The 17926-nt window shown below is 64.5% G+C and carries 21 protein-coding genes; 12 read left to right on the plus strand and 9 right to left on the minus strand.

Features of this window, described 5'->3' with window-relative positions:
• Nucleotides 1-27 precede the first annotated feature (27 nt).
• The 3 genes from DY468_RS06595 (at nucleotide 28) to DY468_RS06605 (ending at nucleotide 1749) form a co-directional block, all read left to right on the plus strand.
• Complete coding sequence (locus DY468_RS06595) at nucleotides 28-633, plus strand: hypothetical protein (protein ID WP_164603536.1); 606 nt, start codon at nucleotides 28-30, stop codon at nucleotides 631-633.
• Nucleotides 634-637: 4 nt separating this feature from the next.
• A complete protein-coding gene (locus tag DY468_RS06600) occupies nucleotides 638-1420 on the plus strand; it encodes a hypothetical protein (protein WP_164603538.1) in 783 nt (260 codons plus the stop codon).
• A 101-nt stretch (nucleotides 1421-1521) separates the two neighbouring features.
• Nucleotides 1522-1749, plus strand: coding sequence for a DUF2283 domain-containing protein (locus DY468_RS06605; protein ID WP_164603540.1), 228 nt, complete (start codon nucleotides 1522-1524; stop codon nucleotides 1747-1749).
• Between the two features lie 11 nt (nucleotides 1750-1760).
• On the opposite strand, the gene DY468_RS06610 is transcribed toward DY468_RS06605, so the two are convergent.
• Both DY468_RS06610 and DY468_RS24900 read right to left on the minus strand, forming a co-directional pair.
• Nucleotides 1761-2039, minus strand: coding sequence for a DUF2442 domain-containing protein (locus tag DY468_RS06610; RefSeq protein WP_164603542.1), 279 nt, complete (start codon nucleotides 2037-2039; stop codon nucleotides 1761-1763).
• Nucleotides 2026-2298, minus strand: coding sequence for a DUF4160 domain-containing protein (locus tag DY468_RS24900; protein ID WP_164603544.1), 273 nt, complete (start codon nucleotides 2296-2298; stop codon nucleotides 2026-2028). The genes DY468_RS06610 and DY468_RS24900 overlap by 14 nt, the downstream gene beginning before the upstream one ends.
• 94 nt (nucleotides 2299-2392) lie before the next feature.
• Here DY468_RS24900 and DY468_RS06620 point away from each other — a divergent pair, with 94 nt between their 5' ends.
• The 6 genes from DY468_RS06620 to DY468_RS06645 all read left to right on the plus strand — a co-directional run bounded on the left by DY468_RS06620 (nucleotide 2393) and on the right by DY468_RS06645 (nucleotide 9741).
• Entirely contained in the window at nucleotides 2393-2656 is a 264-nt protein-coding gene (locus DY468_RS06620) for an antitoxin MazE-like protein (RefSeq protein WP_164603546.1), read from the plus strand.
• 66 nt (nucleotides 2657-2722) lie between these two features.
• Nucleotides 2723-3574: an alpha/beta fold hydrolase gene (locus tag DY468_RS06625; protein ID WP_164603548.1), complete on the plus strand. Its 852-nt coding sequence runs from the start codon at nucleotides 2723-2725 to the stop codon at nucleotides 3572-3574.
• 303 nt (nucleotides 3575-3877) lie between these two features.
• Nucleotides 3878-5710, plus strand: coding sequence for a bifunctional isocitrate dehydrogenase kinase/phosphatase (gene aceK / locus DY468_RS06630; RefSeq protein ID WP_164603549.1), 1833 nt, complete (start codon nucleotides 3878-3880; stop codon nucleotides 5708-5710).
• Nucleotides 5711-5799: 89 nt separating this feature from the next.
• Nucleotides 5800-6543 carry a sulfate transporter family protein gene (locus DY468_RS06635; RefSeq protein WP_164603550.1) on the plus strand — a complete coding sequence of 248 codons (744 nt, stop codon included), beginning with the start codon at nucleotides 5800-5802 and terminating at the stop codon, nucleotides 6541-6543.
• Between the two features lie 529 nt (nucleotides 6544-7072).
• Nucleotides 7073-8020 (plus strand): alpha/beta fold hydrolase BchO, encoded by a 948-nt coding sequence (bchO, locus tag DY468_RS06640; protein WP_164603551.1) that lies wholly within the window; start codon nucleotides 7073-7075, stop codon nucleotides 8018-8020.
• A gap of 113 nt (nucleotides 8021-8133) precedes the next feature.
• Nucleotides 8134-9741 (plus strand): S10 family peptidase, encoded by a 1608-nt coding sequence (locus DY468_RS06645; protein ID WP_246700908.1) that lies wholly within the window; start codon nucleotides 8134-8136, stop codon nucleotides 9739-9741.
• 126 nt (nucleotides 9742-9867) lie between these two features.
• On the opposite strand, the gene nth is transcribed toward DY468_RS06645, so the two are convergent.
• Nucleotides 9868-10650 carry an endonuclease III gene (nth, locus tag DY468_RS06650; protein ID WP_164603552.1) on the minus strand — a complete coding sequence of 261 codons (783 nt, stop codon included), beginning with the start codon at nucleotides 10648-10650 and terminating at the stop codon, nucleotides 9868-9870.
• Nucleotides 10651-10672: 22 nt separating this feature from the next.
• Between nth and DY468_RS06655 the strand changes: the two genes are divergently transcribed.
• From DY468_RS06655 to gpmI, 3 genes are all read left to right on the plus strand, one after another.
• Nucleotides 10673-11188, plus strand: coding sequence for a DUF2244 domain-containing protein (locus tag DY468_RS06655; RefSeq protein ID WP_164603553.1), 516 nt, complete (start codon nucleotides 10673-10675; stop codon nucleotides 11186-11188).
• 51 nt (nucleotides 11189-11239) lie between these two features.
• The gene (locus tag DY468_RS06660; protein ID WP_164603574.1) at nucleotides 11240-12136 is read left to right on the plus strand and encodes a methylated-DNA--[protein]-cysteine S-methyltransferase; all 897 of its coding nucleotides are present in this window, start codon (nucleotides 11240-11242) and stop codon (nucleotides 12134-12136) included.
• An 86-nt stretch (nucleotides 12137-12222) separates the two neighbouring features.
• Nucleotides 12223-13737 (plus strand): 2,3-bisphosphoglycerate-independent phosphoglycerate mutase, encoded by a 1515-nt coding sequence (gene gpmI, locus DY468_RS06665; RefSeq protein ID WP_164603554.1) that lies wholly within the window; start codon nucleotides 12223-12225, stop codon nucleotides 13735-13737.
• A gap of 78 nt (nucleotides 13738-13815) precedes the next feature.
• Here gpmI and dapB read toward each other — a convergent pair whose 3' ends face one another.
• From dapB to DY468_RS06695, 6 genes are all read right to left on the minus strand, one after another.
• Nucleotides 13816-14631, minus strand: a complete 816-nt coding sequence (dapB, locus tag DY468_RS06670) for a 4-hydroxy-tetrahydrodipicolinate reductase (RefSeq protein ID WP_164603555.1) — start codon at nucleotides 14629-14631, stop codon at nucleotides 13816-13818.
• Between the two features lie 93 nt (nucleotides 14632-14724).
• A complete protein-coding gene (locus DY468_RS06675; RefSeq protein ID WP_107353916.1) occupies nucleotides 14725-15033 on the minus strand; it encodes a DUF1330 domain-containing protein in 309 nt (102 codons plus the stop codon).
• Nucleotides 15034-15056: 23 nt separating this feature from the next.
• The gene (gene pyrF / locus DY468_RS06680) at nucleotides 15057-15770 is read right to left on the minus strand and encodes an orotidine-5'-phosphate decarboxylase (protein ID WP_164603557.1); all 714 of its coding nucleotides are present in this window, start codon (nucleotides 15768-15770) and stop codon (nucleotides 15057-15059) included.
• A gap of 7 nt (nucleotides 15771-15777) precedes the next feature.
• Entirely contained in the window at nucleotides 15778-16359 is a 582-nt protein-coding gene (locus tag DY468_RS06685) for an NADPH-dependent FMN reductase (RefSeq protein ID WP_164603558.1), read from the minus strand.
• A 103-nt stretch (nucleotides 16360-16462) separates the two neighbouring features.
• Nucleotides 16463-17068: a class I SAM-dependent methyltransferase gene (locus tag DY468_RS06690; RefSeq protein ID WP_164603560.1), complete on the minus strand. Its 606-nt coding sequence runs from the start codon at nucleotides 17066-17068 to the stop codon at nucleotides 16463-16465.
• Between the two features lie 93 nt (nucleotides 17069-17161).
• Nucleotides 17162-17926 (minus strand): molecular chaperone DnaJ (locus DY468_RS06695; protein WP_164603562.1); only part of this gene is annotated, 765 nt, incomplete at its 5' end.

Raw genomic sequence — 17926 nt, forward strand, 5'->3', positions numbered from 1 at the left:
TCAACTCTAACTTTGCGGGTCACCATCGTGTCGAAGTTTCGGATTAAACTAAAATTGCAGGGGCTGGAGCTAGAGATCGAAGGGTCTCGCGAAGACGCATCTATTATGAGCCAAAGCATTGGCCAGCAAATAGCAGGGATGATGGGACCGGTTGGTACCATCATTGATGGAAGTCCAGCTTCTGATGCGGCGTCCCTGCCCAGTATCGCGAATTCTTCCAGCTCGAACTCTGCGCGAAAGCCACGTCGAAAACAGGTCAATGGATCTCAGACCAATGGCGCCGAGGGATCAAGAACAATCGACTTTAAGCACTCGCCTGAGAAATTTGGCAATCCAAAGCAGGGTTGGAAAACCGCACAAAAAGCGCTGTGGCTCCTCTATGTTGCAAAGGAAAGCGCGAATCAAGGCGAGCTAGCGAGTAGAGTTATTGCCGATACCTTCAACAAGCATTTCAAGCAGGCCGGCCTCGTGCAAACCGGCAACGTTGGAAGAGATTTGGGTAGACTTAAGTCACAATCGCCCGCTGCTGTGGGCGAAGATACAACTCAAGTACCGCCTGCTTGGTTTCTGACTGACGAAGGGCGTAAACAGGCTCAAGCACTAGTTAGCGAAGCGCTGGGCCAGCCCGCATAGCGTCATGGCTTTGATCGATAAGCAGCGGCTTCTCTCCGAGTTAAGCCCACCATTGGATCATTTGCTTTGCACGCAAATGCTGGATGAATTTATTTCGGCTGAGCGCCGATTTATCCAGCGAGATTGGGAGCCGAGCCAGCTGGATGGTGGCCAGTTTGCCGAGGTGACGGCAAGGGTATTCTACCATATGGATTCTGGAACGCTCAGTCATTCAAAGTCATTTGATGACTGCGCGAAGTATATCGAGTCTGAGTCAGTAACTCACGCGATTACACCGCGACATGACAGCCTTCATGTCATCCGAGTTTTGAGGACAATCTACAAATTTAGAAGCCAGCGAGGTGCCGTCCATATTTCTCCAACGTACACCCCAAATCATATGGATTCTAAGTTGGTCATCGAGTCCGTTCGATGGGTGATGAATGAAACGCTGCGGAGATTTTGGCGAGGAGACCGAGAGGTAGTAGCGAGAGCGGTTCGCGAGCTACTTCAATTTGATGTCCCGGCGGTCGGAGTTTTTGATGACAAGATTATCGTTCAGCGGACTGACTTGTCTGCGGATGAAGAAATCTTGATCTTACTCCACTATAGCGGAGAGCAAGGCTTTTCACGAACCCGCCTTGGTCAAATAGCGCAGGTATCGCAACCTGCTGTCACTAAGTCACTTCAAAAATTGTCGAGCCCAAACTGCCGGCAGGTCATTCAGCTATCCAACAGCAATTATCGTTTGACCGATCTTGGCTCGAAGAGGATCCGGGAGGATCTCTCTGGCAAGCTGATAATCTAGCGGGAATCTGCCTAGCTAAACTACGAGCGCGCGGAGCTCGCGATGCGTGCTAACGATGCCCAGATGGCTCAGAGCGACGACAGAAACGCGCGAGAACCCCGATGAAGCCGACGATCAAATACGAGGCTGAAGACGACGCTGCCTATATTCGGCTTTCCAACGATCGCATCCTGGAAAGAGAGGAGGTCGCGCCGAATATCATCTTCGACTATGACGCCGAGGGTCGCATCGTCGGGATTGAGATCCTGACCGCAACCAAAACGCTTGCGCCGGGCGATTGGCAGAACGCGCGCTTGCCGGGCAAAGCGTCCTCCAACGCTGCCAAGTAGCGATGCGCCTGCTACTCCGCCGCATCCCCGACCGGCCGTAACTCGCCGGCGGCTTTCATCTCATCGTGCAGGGCGATCGGGTCCCAGTCATAGCCGTTCGGCCAGGTCGGCACGCCGTTCTCGACAAAAACGCGCTTGAAGTATGCGGGGTCCTTGAGCGGCTCCAGCATCGGCCCGTGCTCGCCGAGAATGAAACCGAGATCGCGCTCTCCGACAGTGTCATCGGAAAACTCGAGTTTCAGCCGGTGACCATCAAGCGCTGTCGCGCGTCGCACCTTAATCAGTGTCATCGTCCGGACCCGCAATTCGCTCGAGCGTTTCGTGCCGTCGCGCCCGCTCCCAATTCGCAAGCAGCGCTGTGCGCCGCAGCGTTACCCATCGTCGCACGATCAGCATCGCCGTCGGCGGCAGTTTGCCTTGCAACAGACTGGCGTCCTCGATCACCACCAACGCCTCATAACCTTGATAGATCACGTGGACATGAGGCGGGTTATGATCGCGATAATACATCGCGATGGCAATTCCGAGAAAGTACGCGATCGTCGGCACGCCGTCTCCAGTTCGGCAGTCCACGATAGCACGTAATAGACCGGACACGACAACTGACGGTTGAGGGCGCCATCCAATCTGGTACGCTGCCGTCATGCCAACTGACCCCGATAAGCCCGCCTCCCAAGCGCCGGCTGCCCCCGCGGCGTCCCTAAGAGAGCGGGGCTTGCGGCTGATTGTGCGCAGCGCGGCGGACATGCGCGATCCCCAGTTTCTGGCCGATCTGAGCCGCGAAGCTGCGATGATGGCGCAGCATCCGGAGAACGATGCGATCGACGATTGGATCGAGGCGAATCGGGATCTCGATGGCTGGACGTGGGACGATGATTTCGACGAATCCCCTAGCGCTTCACCTTAGCCGCAACGACGCTTCCCGCGTTTGCTGCTATCCGCCGGCGATTGGATACATAGCAAGGTGATTTGCATGGCAACGCTCACTAGCCTGTTCGCTCCAGGTATCATCGCACTCCTACTGACCGCGACCTCGGCCCTCGCCGATCCGATCGCGCCGGCCGGCAAGGCGATCGGCCAGGACGGGGGCGGTCACACCATCTATCAAGTCGATGCCAACGGCATTTCGATCGGCTACAAGCTGATCGGCCAGGGCGCGCCGATGGTGATGATCATGGGGCTCGGCGGCACCGCCGAGCATTGGCCGCCACAGGTGGTCGAGGCGCTGGCGAAGACCCATCAGCTGATCCTGATGGACAATCGCGGCATGGGGCACTCGACCGCCAACGACACCACCTTCAGCTATCCGTTGTTCGCCGCCGACGTGATCGGCCTGCTCGACGCGCTCAAGGTCGAACGCAGCGACGTGCTCGGCTATTCGATGGGCAGCACCATCACCCAGGAACTGCTGCTGGAGTACCCCACTCGCTTCAACAAGGCGCTGATCCACGCCACCTCGACCGACGGCAGCAACGTCGCCAAGGCGCTACACGGAAGGGTGCCGGCCGACCCGATCGTGGCGCGGCAGGTCGAAGCCACTACTCACTGGAAGACCCCGCTCGACAAGCTGCCGTCGATCCCCAATCAGGTGATGCTGGTGGTCGGCACCGCCGACGATGTGGTCGGCACCGAAAGTTCAAAGACGCTGGCGTCGGCTATTCCGGGAGCGTGGCTGGTCCAGTTCAAGGGCGCGACGCATCATCTGATGTACGAGACCCCGGAAGGTTTCTCAGCTGCGGCGCTGACGTTCTTCGAGACGAACGAAACCGTGACGCCGAAGGTCGAGCCGAACGCCTCCGTTGCTCCGCCACCCGCGCGGCCATGAGGGAAGGCTGAGGCGACGTCATCATACCGGTCGCACCGGGTGAGTTTGGAAAGCCCTTTGAGGGCGCGCCGGACAGGCTGACACGGCGGTCGATAAGACCACTCGACCGCAAGCCTTCCGCCCCGCCAGATTGTCGCACCCGTCTTTCGGTGGGGGGCGGTTTGCGTCAGATCACGCTTTGACGCGCCAAAGCCTCCCATGATGGCGCAACTGCCCCCGGTGGTCGGTCGGCGGCCGGCTGAGTGGTCGGTCCCGGACCGGCGGCCGGAGGTGTGACCTGACGAGATGCGCTGACCTGACGCTATGACCGCTCCCTCTGCCCACCCCCGCGCCCGGCCGCTTGGCGCCGCCGAGATCGAGCACGCCACGCGGATTGCCGAGCCGGATTTCGATCTGCTCGACGCGCTGTATCGCACTGACGATCCTGACGATCAGGCCCGGCTGCTGGCGCGCGTGGTGTTGTCGGCGTTCGACAATTATTACGCGGTGTCGCGGCGAATTCCGGCGCTGGCGCAGGCGGCGTTCGAGGCGCGCGACTGGCCGGTGACGGTGCGGCTGTCGAAGATCCGGATTGGGCTGTACACCGCCTGCATCGATCAGCTCGTACCGCTGTTGAAAGCCGGGCTGCCGGAGCTGACCACCGACGAACAGCTCTGGCCAGCCGCCGAGGCCGAACTGCTGGCGGCGATCGAGGGTCGCTACGAGGCGGACTTTGCCTTCGCGTTCTGGCAATCGCTGCGCCGCAAGCTGGTCAACGACGAATGGCGGCCGGTGTCCTACGACACCGGCACGACCACGCGGCGAGCCACCTCGGCGGCGGCGGTGCTGAAGACGACGAGCACGACGCTGCCGATCGGCCCAGAGGTGATCGCCACTATTCTCGACGAGGCAGGCTTTGCGGCACCATGGCGCGACCGCGACGGCGACGCCGCGCTCGCCGCACAGGCGATCGAAGCGGCGCTGGAGCCGCTCGGCCCGAGGCCCGGCGAGCCGGTGAAGATCGAAATCGCCGACTCCGGCTTCTTCCGCAACCGCGGCGCCTGCCTGGTCGGCCGGATCAAACTGCGCGACCGCGGCGACATGCCGATGCGCAGCCTGCCGCTGCTGATCGCGCTGCTCAACGAGAAGGACGGGCTGGTCGTCGATGCGGTGCTGACCGACAGCGACGAGCTGCAATACGCGTTCTCGTCGACATTGGCGAACTACCATGCCACCAATCCGCGCTATCACGAGCTGGCCCGGCTGCTGTACGAGCTGATGCCGAAACGACCGCTCGGCACGCAATATTCCTGCATCGGATTCCATCACCTCGGCAAGGTCGCGGTGATGACGGAGATCCTGGCCGAGCATCGCAAGACCAAAGAAAAGCTCACCACCGCACCGGGCTTCAAGGGCACGGTGGCGATCGCTTTCACGATGCCGTCGTCGGCCTATGTACTGAAGATCATCCGCGACCATCCGACCGACGATTACAAATTCGATTACTTCGACGGCCTCGACGAGGTGCTGCGCAAATACAATCTGGTGCACGAGATCGACCGCGCCGGCTCGATGCTCGACAACATCATCTATTCCAACGTCAAGCTGGAGCGATCGATGTTCGCGCCGGAGCTGCTCGACGAACTGCTGGAGGCAGGGATCGGCACGGTGACGCTGGATCGCGGCGCGCTGGTGTTCCGGCATCTGATCGTCCAGATCAAGCTGACGCCGCTGCCGCTGTATCTGGCCAATGCGTCCGCGGCCGAAGCCCGCGCCGCGGTGATCAATCTCGGCGACTGCATCAAGAACAACGCCGCGGCGGACATCTTCAACAAGGACCTCGACGGCCGCAATTACGGCGTCAGCCGCATCCGCAAAGTGTACCTGTTCGATTACGACGCGGTGGAGCCGCTGACCTCGGTCACCGTGCGCCGCGACGGCGCCGTTCCCGGCGAGTTCGACAACGGCATGGTGTTCCGCCCCCCGGAGATGCTGGAGGGCCTGCGGATCGACGATCCCGGCCTGCGCCGCACCTTCCGCGACGCCCACCCCGAGCTGATGCAGGCCGACTATTGGGAAGGCATGCAGCAGGCGCTGCGCGACGGCAAAGTGCCGAAGGTGCTGAATTATCCGGCGGCGCGGCGGCTGCGGCGCTGACGGCTCGCGTTCGCGCGGCGCAGCCCTTGCCGAACATCGGCGCGGTCTCTACCTGTTCGAGGCTGTTTTCCCGGGACGAGGACGCCGCCATGCTCGACGCCGCCATCAAGGCGCTCACGCAAATCCTGTCGCCGCCGATGCGCTCGATCCTGTGGCGTTCGGTCGGCTTCGCGCTGGCATTGATCGCGGTGGCGGCGATCGGATTGCAGCGGCTGCTGAGCTGGCTGGCGAGCTCGAGCGAGCTGTGGGCCGAAGCCACGCTCGGCGGATTCCATACCCCGTTGAGCATCCTGTCGTGGGTCGTCTCGATCGCCGCCGGCCTCGGCATCGTGGTCGGCGCGGTGTTTCTGATGCCGGCGGTGACCTCGTTGGTCGCGGGCATTTTCGTCGACGATGCCGCAGGACACGTCGAGCGCGAATATTACCCGCACGAGGAGCCGGGCGTCGCGTTGCCGCTGGGGCTGGCGACATGGGAAACGGTGAAGACCGCGCTGCTGACCATCCTGGTCTATCTGGTGGCGCTGCCGTTCCTGTTCGTCGCCGGCGCAGGCGCCATCGTGTTCTTCCTCGCCACCGCCTGGTTGCTCGGCCGGGAGTATTTCGAACTGGCCGCGATGCGCTTTCGTCCCGCGCCCGAGGCCAAGGCGATGCGGCGCGACAACGCCACGACGGTCTTCATCGGCGGGCTGATCATCGCCGCCTTCGTGTCGATCCCGATCGTCAATCTGGCGACACCGCTGTTCGGCATGGCCTTCATGGTGCATCTGCACAAGCGGCTGTCGGGCTCACGCCCGGAAGTGATCGCGCCCGAGCGCCGCAGCATCCTGCAGTAAGCCTCTCCCGGCTCGGCGCGGTCAGCCTTTCCGCGATGCGCCGAGTTTGCGGCGGACCGCCGACGACATCACCTGAACCGCACCGCCGACGATCATCACCAGAAGGCTCGCGAGGTGTGACATCTTCATGCTCGTCACTCCCTGAACGGATCGCTCGCCCCAATCGGCGAGCGATCGCGAAGATTCAATTTTGATTTGTTAGTTCGGTTTCATTTCGTTGCCGAAGTTTGACAGCGAACGCTGCGCCGGCAAACTGAATTCACGCAATTCTGAATGCGTAACAATGCCTGTCCGATTCGCCTGACAGCCACTTTCGTCAATCGCGACTCACAACCGGCCTTCGAGAAAGCCCTTTTGTCACGACCATTGACGCGCACTACGCCGTGCCGGCCGTCGTTGGAGACTGCTGCGGCGCGCGCCGGATCAGCACCGCGAGTTTTCGCCCTCGTAAGGGAACTGGGATGCGCTTCTGTGTTTGACATCTCACGCGGGCGGTGTTGCCATCCCGGCAGTTGCGGCACAGGCATCGATGCGTCAGACAAACAAACAACTAATCGATCCGTCTTCTCGTCGTCACGCCCCGCCACGCTGGGACGATGAAGGCCGCGACTGGCCGAACCGGCACAGCAGCATGTTCATCGATTCCGGCGGCCTCAACTGGCATGTGCAGCAGATGGGCACGGGCCCGGTCATCGTGCTCGTTCACGGCACCGGAGCGGCGACGCATTCCTGGCGGCGGCTCGCGCCGTTACTTGCCGAGTCCTTCACCGTGGTCGCACCAGATCTGCCGGGCCACGGTTTCACCGACGCACCCGATCCCAGCCGGATGACGATGGAGGCGATGGCGCACGATCTCACTGCACTGCTCCACGGCCTCGGGCATCGCCCTGTGATGGTCGCAGGGCATTCGGCGGGCGTGGCGGTGTTGGCGCGAATGTGTCTCGACGGCGCGATTACGCCAGCGGCGCTGGTCAGCCTCAATGGCGCGCTGCTTCCGATCGGCGGTCGCGCGAGCCGCTGGATGCTGCCGCTGGCGCGCATGTTGGCGACGAGCGCGTTCGTGCCGCGACTGGTCGCCCGGTTCGCCCGCACCCAAGGCATGGTGGAGCGGATGCTCGCCGACACGGGGTCGACGCTGGAGCCGCACGGGGTCGAACTCTACCGGCGGCTGGTGAGCAGCCCCGGGCATATCGAATCGGCGATCCGGATGATGGCCGGTTGGCGGCTCGACCAGCTCGCCGGAGAGTTGCCGCATCTCGCGCCGCATCTGCTGCTGATCGCCGGCAGCAACGACAGAACCATCGCCTGCAACGACGCCGACAGCGTGCGCCAGATCGTGCCCGGCTCGCGGCTCGCCTTGATGCCGGGGCTGGGCCACCTCGCGCATGAAGAACGCCCGGAAGAAATCGCCGGCATGATGACCGAACTGGCCCGCGATCTCGGCCTGCTGCCCCGCGCCCTGGCCGCGGCGGAGTAGGCAACCAGCCCCCGCTGCGGCGTCGCCAATCTGACGCAGTTCTGAGCTGAGATCGCCGGCGAGATCGAACGCCGCGCAACGCCGGACCTCGCGTGGCAAACCAGGAGAGACCGATGCTGTTGCTGCCCGCGCACGCCCGCCGCGCGATGATGACGTCCATGATGATCGCCGCGATCACCGTCGCGCCAGCTCTTGGCAGCGACGCGATGGCCCAGGAGGCCGGTCACGGCGCTTCGCATTCGGCCACGGCGGACAGCGCCAAGCCAGCCGCCACCAAGCTCAGCGCTGACAAGCCGGCCGGCGAACAGGCCGACGACAAGTCGGCCTCGCCGCACGGGCATCTCGACCTCCGCAATCTGCCGGCCGACGTCACGACCCATCACACGTTGTCGCTTCCGGGCCGGAGCCTCGCTTTCGCCGCTACCGCCGGATCGATCCGTCTCTACAACGGCAAGGGCGAGCCGCAGGTCGATATCGCCATCACCGCCTACAAGCTCGATGGCGCCGATCCTCGCACCCGGCCGGTAACGTTTCTGTTCAACGGCGGCCCCGGCGCGTCCTCGGCGTGGCTACAGCTCGGCGCCGCGGGACCATGGCGACTGCCGATCGGCAGCAACGTGGTGGCGTCCTCCCCGCCGGTGCTGCAGGCGAACGCCGAGACCTGGCTCGATTTCACCGACCTGGTTTTCATCGATCCGGTCGGCACCGGCTATAGCCGCTTCGTCGCCGGCGGCGACGAGGTGCGCAAGCAGTTCTATTCGGTCGACGGCGACGTCTCGGCGATGGCATTGGTGATTCGGCGATGGCTGGAGAAAAACGACCGGCTCGCCTCGCCGAAGTACTTGGCGGGTGAAAGCTACGGCGGTATTCGCGGCCCGAAGGTCGTCGACAATCTGCAGACCAAGCAGGGCGTCGGCGTCAACGGCCTGATCCTGCTATCGCCCGTCCTCGATTTCCGCGACCTGTCCGGCTCCAGCCTGCTGCAATATGCGGCGCGGCTGCCGTCGATGACCGCGGTGGCACGGCAGCAGAAGGGCAAGGTCACGCGTGCCGATCTCGCCGACGTCGAAAGCTACGCGCGCAGCGAATTCCTCACCGATCTGGTCAAAGGCGAGGCCGACAAGGAAGCGACCACGCGGCTGGCCGACCGCGTCGCCGCGCTGACCGGGATCGACAAGACGGTGAGCCGGCGACTGGCCGGGCGGATCGATACCCGGGAGTTCCAGCGCGAGTTCGATCGCGACCATGGCCGTGTCACCGGGCGGTTCGACGGCGCCAAACTGGGACTCGATCCGTTCCCGGATTCCAGCGCCTCGCATTTCGGCGATCCGTCGGCGGATTCGCTGATCGCGCCGCTGACCAGCGCCGCCACGCAACTGACCCGCTCGACGCTGAACTGGAAGCCCGACGGCTCCTACGAGCTGCTTAACGGCTCGGTCGCCGAACAATGGAATTTTGGCCGCGGCCTGCATCCGCTGGAATCGACCACCCAGCTTCGTGAGATCCTGAGCGTCGATCCGAACCTTCGCGTGCTGGTTAGCGGCGGCCTGTTCGACCTCGCCGCGCCGTATTACGGCACGCAGATGGTGCTCGATCAGCTGCCGCCGACGTTGGCCGAGAAGCGCGTGAAGTTCGTCGTCTATCCCGGCGGCCATATGTTCTACGCCGACGACGCCTCGCGGCAAGCGCTGCGCGATGAAGTCAAGGCGATGATGAAGTAGTTCGACGTCGCCTCATAATTGCGAGGAGCAAAGCGACGAAGCAATCCGGGGCACGCGCCGCGACCTCCGGATTGCTTCGTTTCGCACAGCAACGACGGACGGGCTTCGGATGTAGGACAGTCCAAACTAACTCACCGTCTTTTCCGGCCACCTGCACAGATCGTTGATCAGGCAGAGCTCGCAACGCGGCTTGCGGGCCAGGCAAGTGTAGCGGCCGTGCAGGATCAGCCAGTGGTGGGCGTGCTGCATGAATTCGGCCGGGATCACCCGCTCGAGTTCGAGCTCGACGGCCAGCGGCGTCTCGCCCGGCGCCATGCCGGTGCGGTTGCCGACACGGAACACATGGGTGTCGACCGCCATGGTCGGCTGACCAAACGCCATGTTGAGCACCACGTTGGCGGTCTTGCGGCCGGCGCCGGGCAGCGTTTCGAGCGCCTCGCGGGTGTTCGGCACTTCGCCGCCAAAGTCGGTGATCAGCTTTTGCGACAGCGCAATCACGTTCTTGGCCTTGGTGCGAAACAGGCCGATGGTCTTGATGTACTCGCGCACGCGCTCCTCGCCGAGCGCCAGCATTTTCTGCGGCGTGTCGGCAACCGCGAACAACGGCCGCGTCGCCTTGTTGACGCCGGCGTCGGTCGCCTGTGCGGACAGCACGACGGCAACCAGCAGCGTGAACGGATTGAGATGTTCGAGTTCGCCCTTCGGCTCCGGATTCGCCGTGGCGAAGCGGCTGAAAGCCTCGTGCACTTCGGCCTCGCTCCAGCGCCGCGGAGACTTGCCGCGGCGAGGCGCTGGCGGCCTGGCCGGTACCGACTTCGGCTTGGCGGTGGCGACACGCTTGGCAGGTTTGGCGGGGGGCGTCGCAGGCCTCTTGGCGGCCGGCTTGGCGGGGCGGGTGGTTTTCGGCATGGGTGAGGTATAATATTCCGCGATGGCGACAGAACTCGATCTTGGTCCGGATTCGAGAGAGCCGAAACTGTTTTCGGCGCGGCTGCAGCCGCATCGTGCCTTGAGCCACAACGGATTTCTGATCCTGATCGGGGTGGTCGGCACCGCCAGCTTCGCGGCCGGGCTGGCGTTCTGGACGATGGGGGCCTGGCCGGTGTTCGGATTCTTCGGGCTGGACGTACTGGCGCTCGCCGTCGCCTTCAGGGTGAGCTTCGCCCGCGCCCGGGCCAGCGAGGAAATCTCGATCACCAGCAGCGAATTGCGAGTGCGGCGCACCTCGGCGCGCGGCGAGGTCGCCGAATGGGTCCTGAACCCGCTGTGGGTGCGGCTGGAAAAGATCGTCCACCACGAGGCCGGGATCGAGCGGCTGTATCTGGTTTCCTCGGGACGCCGGCTTGCGATCGCCAGCTTCCTCGGCGCAGAGGAAAAGGCCAGCTTCGCCAACGCCTTGATGGCAGCCCTGGACGCCGCGCGGCGCGGTCCGCTGTACCAGCCGTGACACGCAGGAAATCGGGTGGCGGCCAGCGCCGCTATGGGTAACATCGGCGGGATGATGAACCTCGCCATTGCCGACCACCAGCTGATCAAACCCGGTGCCCGCGATTCCGCGCTGGCCGACTACGACTGCGTGCGGCGCGCCATCGCCTTCATCTCGCAGAAATGGAAGACGCAGCCGACCATCGAGGCGATCGCCGACGCCGCCGGCCTGACACCCGACGAGCTGCACCATCTGTTCCGGCGCTGGGCCGGGCTGACGCCGAAGGCGTTCATGCAGGCGCTGACGCTCGACCACGCCAAGTCGCTGCTGCGCGATTCAGCCAGCGTGCTCGACGCCGCGCTGGCGTCCGGCCTGTCCGGGCCGGGCCGGCTGCACGACCTGTTCGTCACCCACGAGGCGATGTCGCCGGGCGAATGGAAGACCGGCGGTGTCGGGCTCAGCCTGCGCTACGGATTCCATCCGTCGCCGTTCGGCACTGCGGTGATCATCGCGTCGGATCGGGGCCTTGCGGGTCTTGCCTTCGCCGATCCCGGCGAGGAGCAGGCCGCGCTGGTCGACCTGCAGCAGCGCTGGCCGCGCGCGGTGTGCGTGCAGGATCAGGACGCGACTGCGCCGCTGGCACGGCGGATCTTCGATCCGGCGCAGTGGCGCGCCGAGCAGCCGCTGCGGGTGGTGCTGATCGGCACCGATTTCGAAGTGCGGGTGTGGGAGACGCTGCTGAAGATCCCGCTCGGCAAAGCGGTCTGCTATTCGGACATTGCCGCCAACATCAGCCTGCCGAAAGCCTCACGCGCGGTCGGCGCCGCCGTCGGCAAGAACCCGATCTCGTTCGTGGTGCCGTGCCACCGCGCGCTCGGCAAGAGCGGCGCACTCACCGGCTATCATTGGGGCCTGACCCGCAAGCAGGCGATGATCGGCTGGGAAGCGGGACGACTCGGGGCCGAGTGAGCCGCAGGGCCGATTGACGGGGGCGGGTGGCGACCATAGGTGTGGGGTGCGCTGAGGCGCCCTCAACATCCAGGAAAGTCGTTGCCATGCAGTCCCGTCGCCCCGTTATGCTCGTGATTCTCGATGGCTGGGGGTGGCGCGAGGACCCGGCGGACAATGCCGTGCTGCAGGCCAAGACTCCGACCTTCGACGCGCTCTGGAGCAACGGCCCGCACGCGTTTCTGCGCACGTCCGGCAAATCGGTCGGGCTGCCGAACGGCCAGATGGGCAATTCCGAGGTCGGCCATCTCAATATCGGCGCCGGCCGGGTGGTGATGCAGGATCTGCCGCGGATCAGCGACGCCATCGCCAGCGGCGAGATCGAACGCGCGCCGGGGCTGGTGGCGTTCATCGAGAAATTGAAGGCCAGCGGCGGCACCTGTCATCTGATGGGCCTCGTCTCGCCCGGCGGCGTGCATTCGCACCAGGACCACGCCTGCGCGCTGGCTAGGCTCCTCACCAAGGCAGGCGTGCCGACGGTGGTGCACGCATTCACCGACGGCCGCGACACGCCGCCGAAATCCGCGGTCGACGACATCGTGCGGCTGCGCGCCGACCTGCCGGCCAATGTGCCGATCGCCACCGTCAGCGGCCGCTATTACGCGATGGACCGCGACAACCGCTGGGAGCGCGTCTCCAAGGCCTATGGGGTGATCGCCGACGCCGACGGACCGCGGTTTGCGGACGCCGATGCGGTGATCGCCGACGGCTATGCGGCCGGTGTGAATGACGAATTCATCGTGCCCGCCGTCGTCGGCGACTATCAGGGCATGCGCGACGGCGACGGCGTGCTGTGCTTCAACTTCCGCGCCGACCGGGTGCGCGAGATCCTTGCCGCCTTGCTCGACCCCGCTTTCGCAGGCTTTCCGCGCAAGCAGGTGAAGAAGATCGCGGCCGCCATCGGCATGACGCAGTACTCGACCGCGCTCGATGCGCTGATGGGCACGATCTTCCCGCCGCAAAGCCTCGTGAACGGCCTCGGCCAGGTGGTCGCCGACGCCGGCCGGCATCAGCTTCGGATGGCGGAAACGGAGAAGTATCCGCACGTCACTTACTTCCTGAATGGCGGCGAGGAAGTGCCTTATCCGGGCGAAGACCGGATCATGGTGCCGTCGCCGAAGGTGGCGACCTACGATCTGCAGCCGGAAATGTCGGCACCCGAACTCGGCGACAAGGCCGTCGCGGCGATCGAATCCGGCAAATACGACCTGATCGTGCTCAACTTCGCCAATCCGGACATGGTTGGCCACACCGGCAGCCTGCCCGCGGCGATCAAGGCGGTGGAGACCGTGGACACCCAGCTCGGCCGCATCGTCGCGGCGATCCGCAAGGCCGGCGGCGCGCTGCTGGTCACGGCCGACCACGGCAATTGCGAGATGATGCGCGATCCGGAAACCGGCGGCCCGCACACCGCACACACCACCAATCCGGTGCCGGTGCTGCTGGTCGGCGACAACGGCCCGCTGGTCGACGGCCAGCTCTCCGACCTCGCCCCGACGCTGCTGAAGCTGATGGAATTGCCGCAGCCGGCCGAGATGACCGGCAAATCGCTGATCGGTTAGTTTCTTCACGCTTGGAAACGCACCGGGGCGGCCGAACGACCCGTCCCGGGAAACCTCACGCGCCGATCGACGCGGACGTCAGATGTCTCCGAGGCCGAGCACGTCGGCCATCGAATACAGGCCGGGCTTCTTGCCCTTGGCCCAGCGCGCCGCCGTCAGGGCGCCGTGGGCGAAGATCATGCGGTCTTCGGCCTTGTGGGTGAGTTCGATCCGCTCCGAGGCGCCGGCGAAGATCACGGTATGGTCGCCGGTCACGGTGCCGCCGCGCAGCGATGCGAAACCGATATCGCCGGGCTTGCGGGCACCGGTGAAACCGTCGCGGCCGCGCGCCGAGCGGGTCGCGAGATCGATCTTGCGGCCGGCCGCCACCGCTTCGCCGAGCAGCAGCGCGGTGCCGGACGGCGCATCGACCTTGGCGCGGTGATGCATCTCGACGATCTCGATGTCGAAGCTGTCGTCGAGCGACTGCGCCACGCGCTTGGCGATCGCCGCCAGCAGATTGACGCCGAGGCTCATGTTTCCAGACTTCACCACCACGGCGCGATTAGTCACGCTCTGGATCACTGCGTTGTCGGAGGCCGACAGTCCGGTGGTGCCGATGATGTGAGCGATGCCGCGCTGCGCCGCGATCGCCACGTTGGCGATGGTGGCCTGCGGCACGGTGAAATCGACGATGCCGTCGGCTTCGGCCGATAGCGACCACAGGTCTGCCGACAGCAGCACGCCATTGGCCGGCAATCCGGCAAGTACACCGGCATCCTTGCCGAGCAGTTCGGAATTCGGCGACTCCAGGGCACCGGTCAGCACCAAGCCTTCGGTCTCGCTGATGGCGCGGGTCAAAGCTCGGCCCATCCGGCCGCCGGCTCCGGCAACGATCAGGCGCATATCGGACATCGGCTTAGCATCCTTGTTGAACGGCGGCGGTATAGCCGCCGGCCTTGCGTCCGGCAACTTGCCGACGCTGAGGCGGTGCATTTCGTCTAAGAGTCAGGACGGCTGCGGCCCGTCATAACCCTCGATAATCACCAGTTCGCCCTGCGAGAACGGCGACCGCGCTTTGATGAGTGCCTGGTACTCCGGCGAATGATAGCAGGCGAGCGCGGTTTCGTAGTCCTTGAATTCGATCACTACGTTGCGCGACCGCGCCGGCCCTTCGTTGGCCTCGAAGCTGCCGCCGCGCACCAGAAACTTGGCGCCGTATTTTGCGAACACCGCGCCATTATGGGCCACATAATCACGCTTGTAGCTGTCGAGATCGTGCACGTCGATCCGCGCCACCCAATAGCCTTTCGGCATCCAGACTCTCCCTTTGCGGTTCGTTAGGCGGCGCGCGCCGCCGCGATCTCGGCGACGATCGCATCGGCAGCGGCCTTCGGATCGGGCGCGTCCAGCACCGGCCGGCCGACCACCAGATAGCTGGCACCGGCGGCGATCGCTTTGGCGGGCGTCATGATCCGCTTCTGGTCGCCGGCGGCCGCGCCGGCCGGGCGAATGCCCGGCGTCACCAGATCCATCTCGGGCCCGACGATGCCGCGCAGATGCGCCGCTTCCTCCGGCGAGCAGACCAGGCCGTCGACGCCGATCGCCAACGCTTGCCGGGCCCGCGCTTCGACCAAATCGCGCACGCCGAACCGATAGCCGGCGTCGGCGAGATCGCGATCGTCGTAGGAGGTCAGCACCGTGACGGCGAGGATCTTGACCTTCGAGGAGCCGCGCGCTTCGACCGCCGCTTTCATCGTCTGCGGGTAAGCATGAACGGTGAGGAAGGAGGCGCCGAGATGGCTCAGGCTTTCGACGCCGCGGGCGACGGTGTTGCCGATGTCGTGCAGCTTGAGATCGACGAACACCTTCTTGCCGGCGCCGACCAGCGCGCGGGCCAGCGGCAATCCTCCCGCATAAGCGAGCTGATATCCGATCTTGTAGAAGCCGACGCTGTCGCCGAGCCGGTCGACCATCGCTTCCGCGACACGAATATCGGGCAGATCGAGCGCGACGATCAGCCGGTCGCGGTCGGGGGTGTCGGCTGGCGCCATGAGCTCGTTACCTCATCATCTGCTGGGCGAAATCGATCAGTTGCCGCACCATCGCCTGCAGGGCGGCGATATCGGCGGGATGCTTCAGCCGATCGTTGTCGTCATAAGCCTCGTGAGCGAACGACAGCGTGACCTGATTGGGAATCACCGGGGCGCGGCAGCCGGACAGGATCAGCCGAAGCGCAGCGAGACAGCGCGCGCCGCCGAGCTTGCCTTCGGAGGCCGCGGCGAGCGCGAACACGCGGTCGCGAAACACCTGGCCCTGGGTTTCGTGCGAATCTTCCACCCGCGACACCCAGTCGATCGCGTTCTTCAGCAGCGGCGGCGGTGCCGAATTGTATTCGGGGCTGACGATCAGCACGCCATGATGGGCGCCGATCATCCGCTTCAGGCCGACAGCATTCTTCGGCACGCCGGACTTTGCCTCGAGATCGGCGTCGTAGATCGGCAGCGGATAGTCGGCGAGCGACAGCCAGGTGGTGTCGATATCAGCCCGGGCGAATTCATGCGCGGCGGCGGCGGCCAGCCGCACGTTGTGCGAACCGGTGCGCAGCGAGCCGGGAATAATCAGGATCTTGGCGGCGGACATCGCCTCGTATCCCCCAGCGTGCCGCCGCGATCAAGGGCGCGCAGGGATGATTGGCATTGGGCACGTCAGGGATATCGAAAAAGCGACCCGAACCGGCGGCGCGTCAGCGCTTGCGATAGACCCAGACCCGCGCCGGCGGGACGTTCATCCAGATTCGTTCCGAGCCCTCGGTCGACACGCCGGACAGCGATTTCGGGATCGGCGGCGCCACCGAGTAGGTGAATTGCACGAACGGCGCGCCGGGCTCGAGCAGCGTGAAGGCATCGCGGATCAGTTTCATCCGCGTCAGCATCGGCTTGGTGACCAGCGGCAGACCGGAGACGACCGCCGTCGCCGGGACATCGAGTGCATCCCACAGCGAGTCGCGCAGCCGATAGGCATCGCCCTGGACAACTTTGGCCAGCGGAAAGCGCTCCCGCAGCAGCGCGCAGAAGCCCGGATCGAATTCGAGCAGGACCAGACGTTTCTGATCCACGCCGTGCTCCACCAGCGCGTTGGTAATCGCGCCGGTGCCGGGCCCAAGTTCGACGACCGGCCCATCGGATTGAACATCGACGTAACGCGCCATGGTCCGGGCGAGCAATTTGCCCGACGGCATCACCGCGCCCATGTGCAACGGCTTCTCAATCCAAGAGCGCAGAAACCGAACCTCGTCGTCGAGCGGACGGGGCGGCTTCTTGAACGCGCGAACGGACGACTGCAAAGCCATTCAGCTACCAACCGGGGAAACGCGGCCCAGTGTCAAATTTTTGTTACATCCACAAGTATAGGCCGCATCTGGACTGGTCAAGTTAGACGACCGTCAGGGAGCGCTGGCGCGTGAGCCAAAGAATTCTTTGACCTTGGAGAAGAAACCCACTGCTTCCGGCTGAGTTTCACCGGACGACAATTTTTCGAACTCCGCCAGCAGCTCCTGCTGCTTCTTGGTCAGGTTCTGTGGCGTTTCGACGACCACCTGGACATACATGTCGCCGACTTGCCGCGATCGCAGCACTGGCATGCCCTTGCCGGAGATTCGGAAGCGACGGCCGGTCTGGGTGCCGGAAGGGACTTTGACCTTGGTCTTGCCGCGATCGATCGTCGGGACTTCGAACTCGCCGCCGAGCGCCGCGGTCACCATCGAGATCGGCACGAGGCAGTGCAGATCGGCGCCGTCGCGTTGGAAGATGGCGTGGTTGGCGAGTGAGAGGAAAATATAGAGATCACCGGGCGGGCCGCCGCGCAGACCCGCTTCGCCTTCGCCGGCGAGCCGGATCCGGGTGCCGTCCTCGACGCCCTGCGGAATATTGACCGACAGCGTCCGTTCCTTGGTAACCCGGCCGGAGCCGGTGCAGGACGGGCAGGGGTCCTCGATGGTCTGGCCGCGGCCCTGGCAGCTCGGGCAGGTGCGCTCCAGCGTGAAGAAGCCCTGCGCCTGGCGGACCCGGCCGGCGCCGCCGCAGGTCGAGCAGGTCTTCGGCTTGGTTCCGGCCTTGGCGCCGGTACCCGAGCACGCCTCGCAGGTGACCGAGACCGGAATTTCGATCTGCGCGGTCTTGCCCTTGAAGGCATCCTCCAGGGTGATTTC

The organism is Rhodopseudomonas sp. BR0M22, from assembly GCF_010907035.1.
Lineage (GTDB): Bacteria > Pseudomonadota > Alphaproteobacteria > Rhizobiales > Xanthobacteraceae > Rhodopseudomonas.

Bases quoted from the DNA above. Each gene is read 5' to 3' on its own strand.
- bchO (WP_164603551.1), top strand. From the start codon at position 7,073: ATGCGTCAGACAAACAAACAACTAATCGATCCGTCTTCTCGTCGTCAC.
- dapB (WP_164603555.1), bottom strand. From the start codon at position 14,631: ATGTCCGATATGCGCCTGATCGTTGCCGGAGCCGGCGGCCGGATGGGC.
- DY468_RS06600 (WP_164603538.1), top strand. From the start codon at position 638: ATGGCTTTGATCGATAAGCAGCGGCTTCTCTCCGAGTTAAGCCCACCA.
- DY468_RS06675 (WP_107353916.1), bottom strand. From the start codon at position 15,033: ATGCCGAAAGGCTATTGGGTGGCGCGGATCGACGTGCACGATCTCGAC.
- DY468_RS06685 (WP_164603558.1), bottom strand. From the start codon at position 16,359: ATGTCCGCCGCCAAGATCCTGATTATTCCCGGCTCGCTGCGCACCGGT.
- DY468_RS06690 (WP_164603560.1), bottom strand. From the start codon at position 17,068: ATGGCTTTGCAGTCGTCCGTTCGCGCGTTCAAGAAGCCGCCCCGTCCG.
- pyrF (WP_164603557.1), bottom strand. From the start codon at position 15,770: ATGGCGCCAGCCGACACCCCCGACCGCGACCGGCTGATCGTCGCGCTC.
- DY468_RS06645 (WP_246700908.1), top strand. From the start codon at position 8,134: ATGCTGTTGCTGCCCGCGCACGCCCGCCGCGCGATGATGACGTCCATG.
- DY468_RS06660 (WP_164603574.1), top strand. From the start codon at position 11,240: ATGATGAACCTCGCCATTGCCGACCACCAGCTGATCAAACCCGGTGCC.
- aceK (WP_164603549.1), top strand. From the start codon at position 3,878: ATGACCGCTCCCTCTGCCCACCCCCGCGCCCGGCCGCTTGGCGCCGCC.
- DY468_RS06620 (WP_164603546.1), top strand. From the start codon at position 2,393: ATGCCAACTGACCCCGATAAGCCCGCCTCCCAAGCGCCGGCTGCCCCC.
- DY468_RS06605 (WP_164603540.1), top strand. From the start codon at position 1,522: ATGAAGCCGACGATCAAATACGAGGCTGAAGACGACGCTGCCTATATT.
- DY468_RS06655 (WP_164603553.1), top strand. From the start codon at position 10,673: ATGGCGACAGAACTCGATCTTGGTCCGGATTCGAGAGAGCCGAAACTG.
- DY468_RS06635 (WP_164603550.1), top strand. From the start codon at position 5,800: ATGCTCGACGCCGCCATCAAGGCGCTCACGCAAATCCTGTCGCCGCCG.
- DY468_RS06610 (WP_164603542.1), bottom strand. From the start codon at position 2,039: ATGACACTGATTAAGGTGCGACGCGCGACAGCGCTTGATGGTCACCGG.
- gpmI (WP_164603554.1), top strand. From the start codon at position 12,223: ATGCAGTCCCGTCGCCCCGTTATGCTCGTGATTCTCGATGGCTGGGGG.
- nth (WP_164603552.1), bottom strand. From the start codon at position 10,650: ATGCCGAAAACCACCCGCCCCGCCAAGCCGGCCGCCAAGAGGCCTGCG.
- DY468_RS06625 (WP_164603548.1), top strand. From the start codon at position 2,723: ATGGCAACGCTCACTAGCCTGTTCGCTCCAGGTATCATCGCACTCCTA.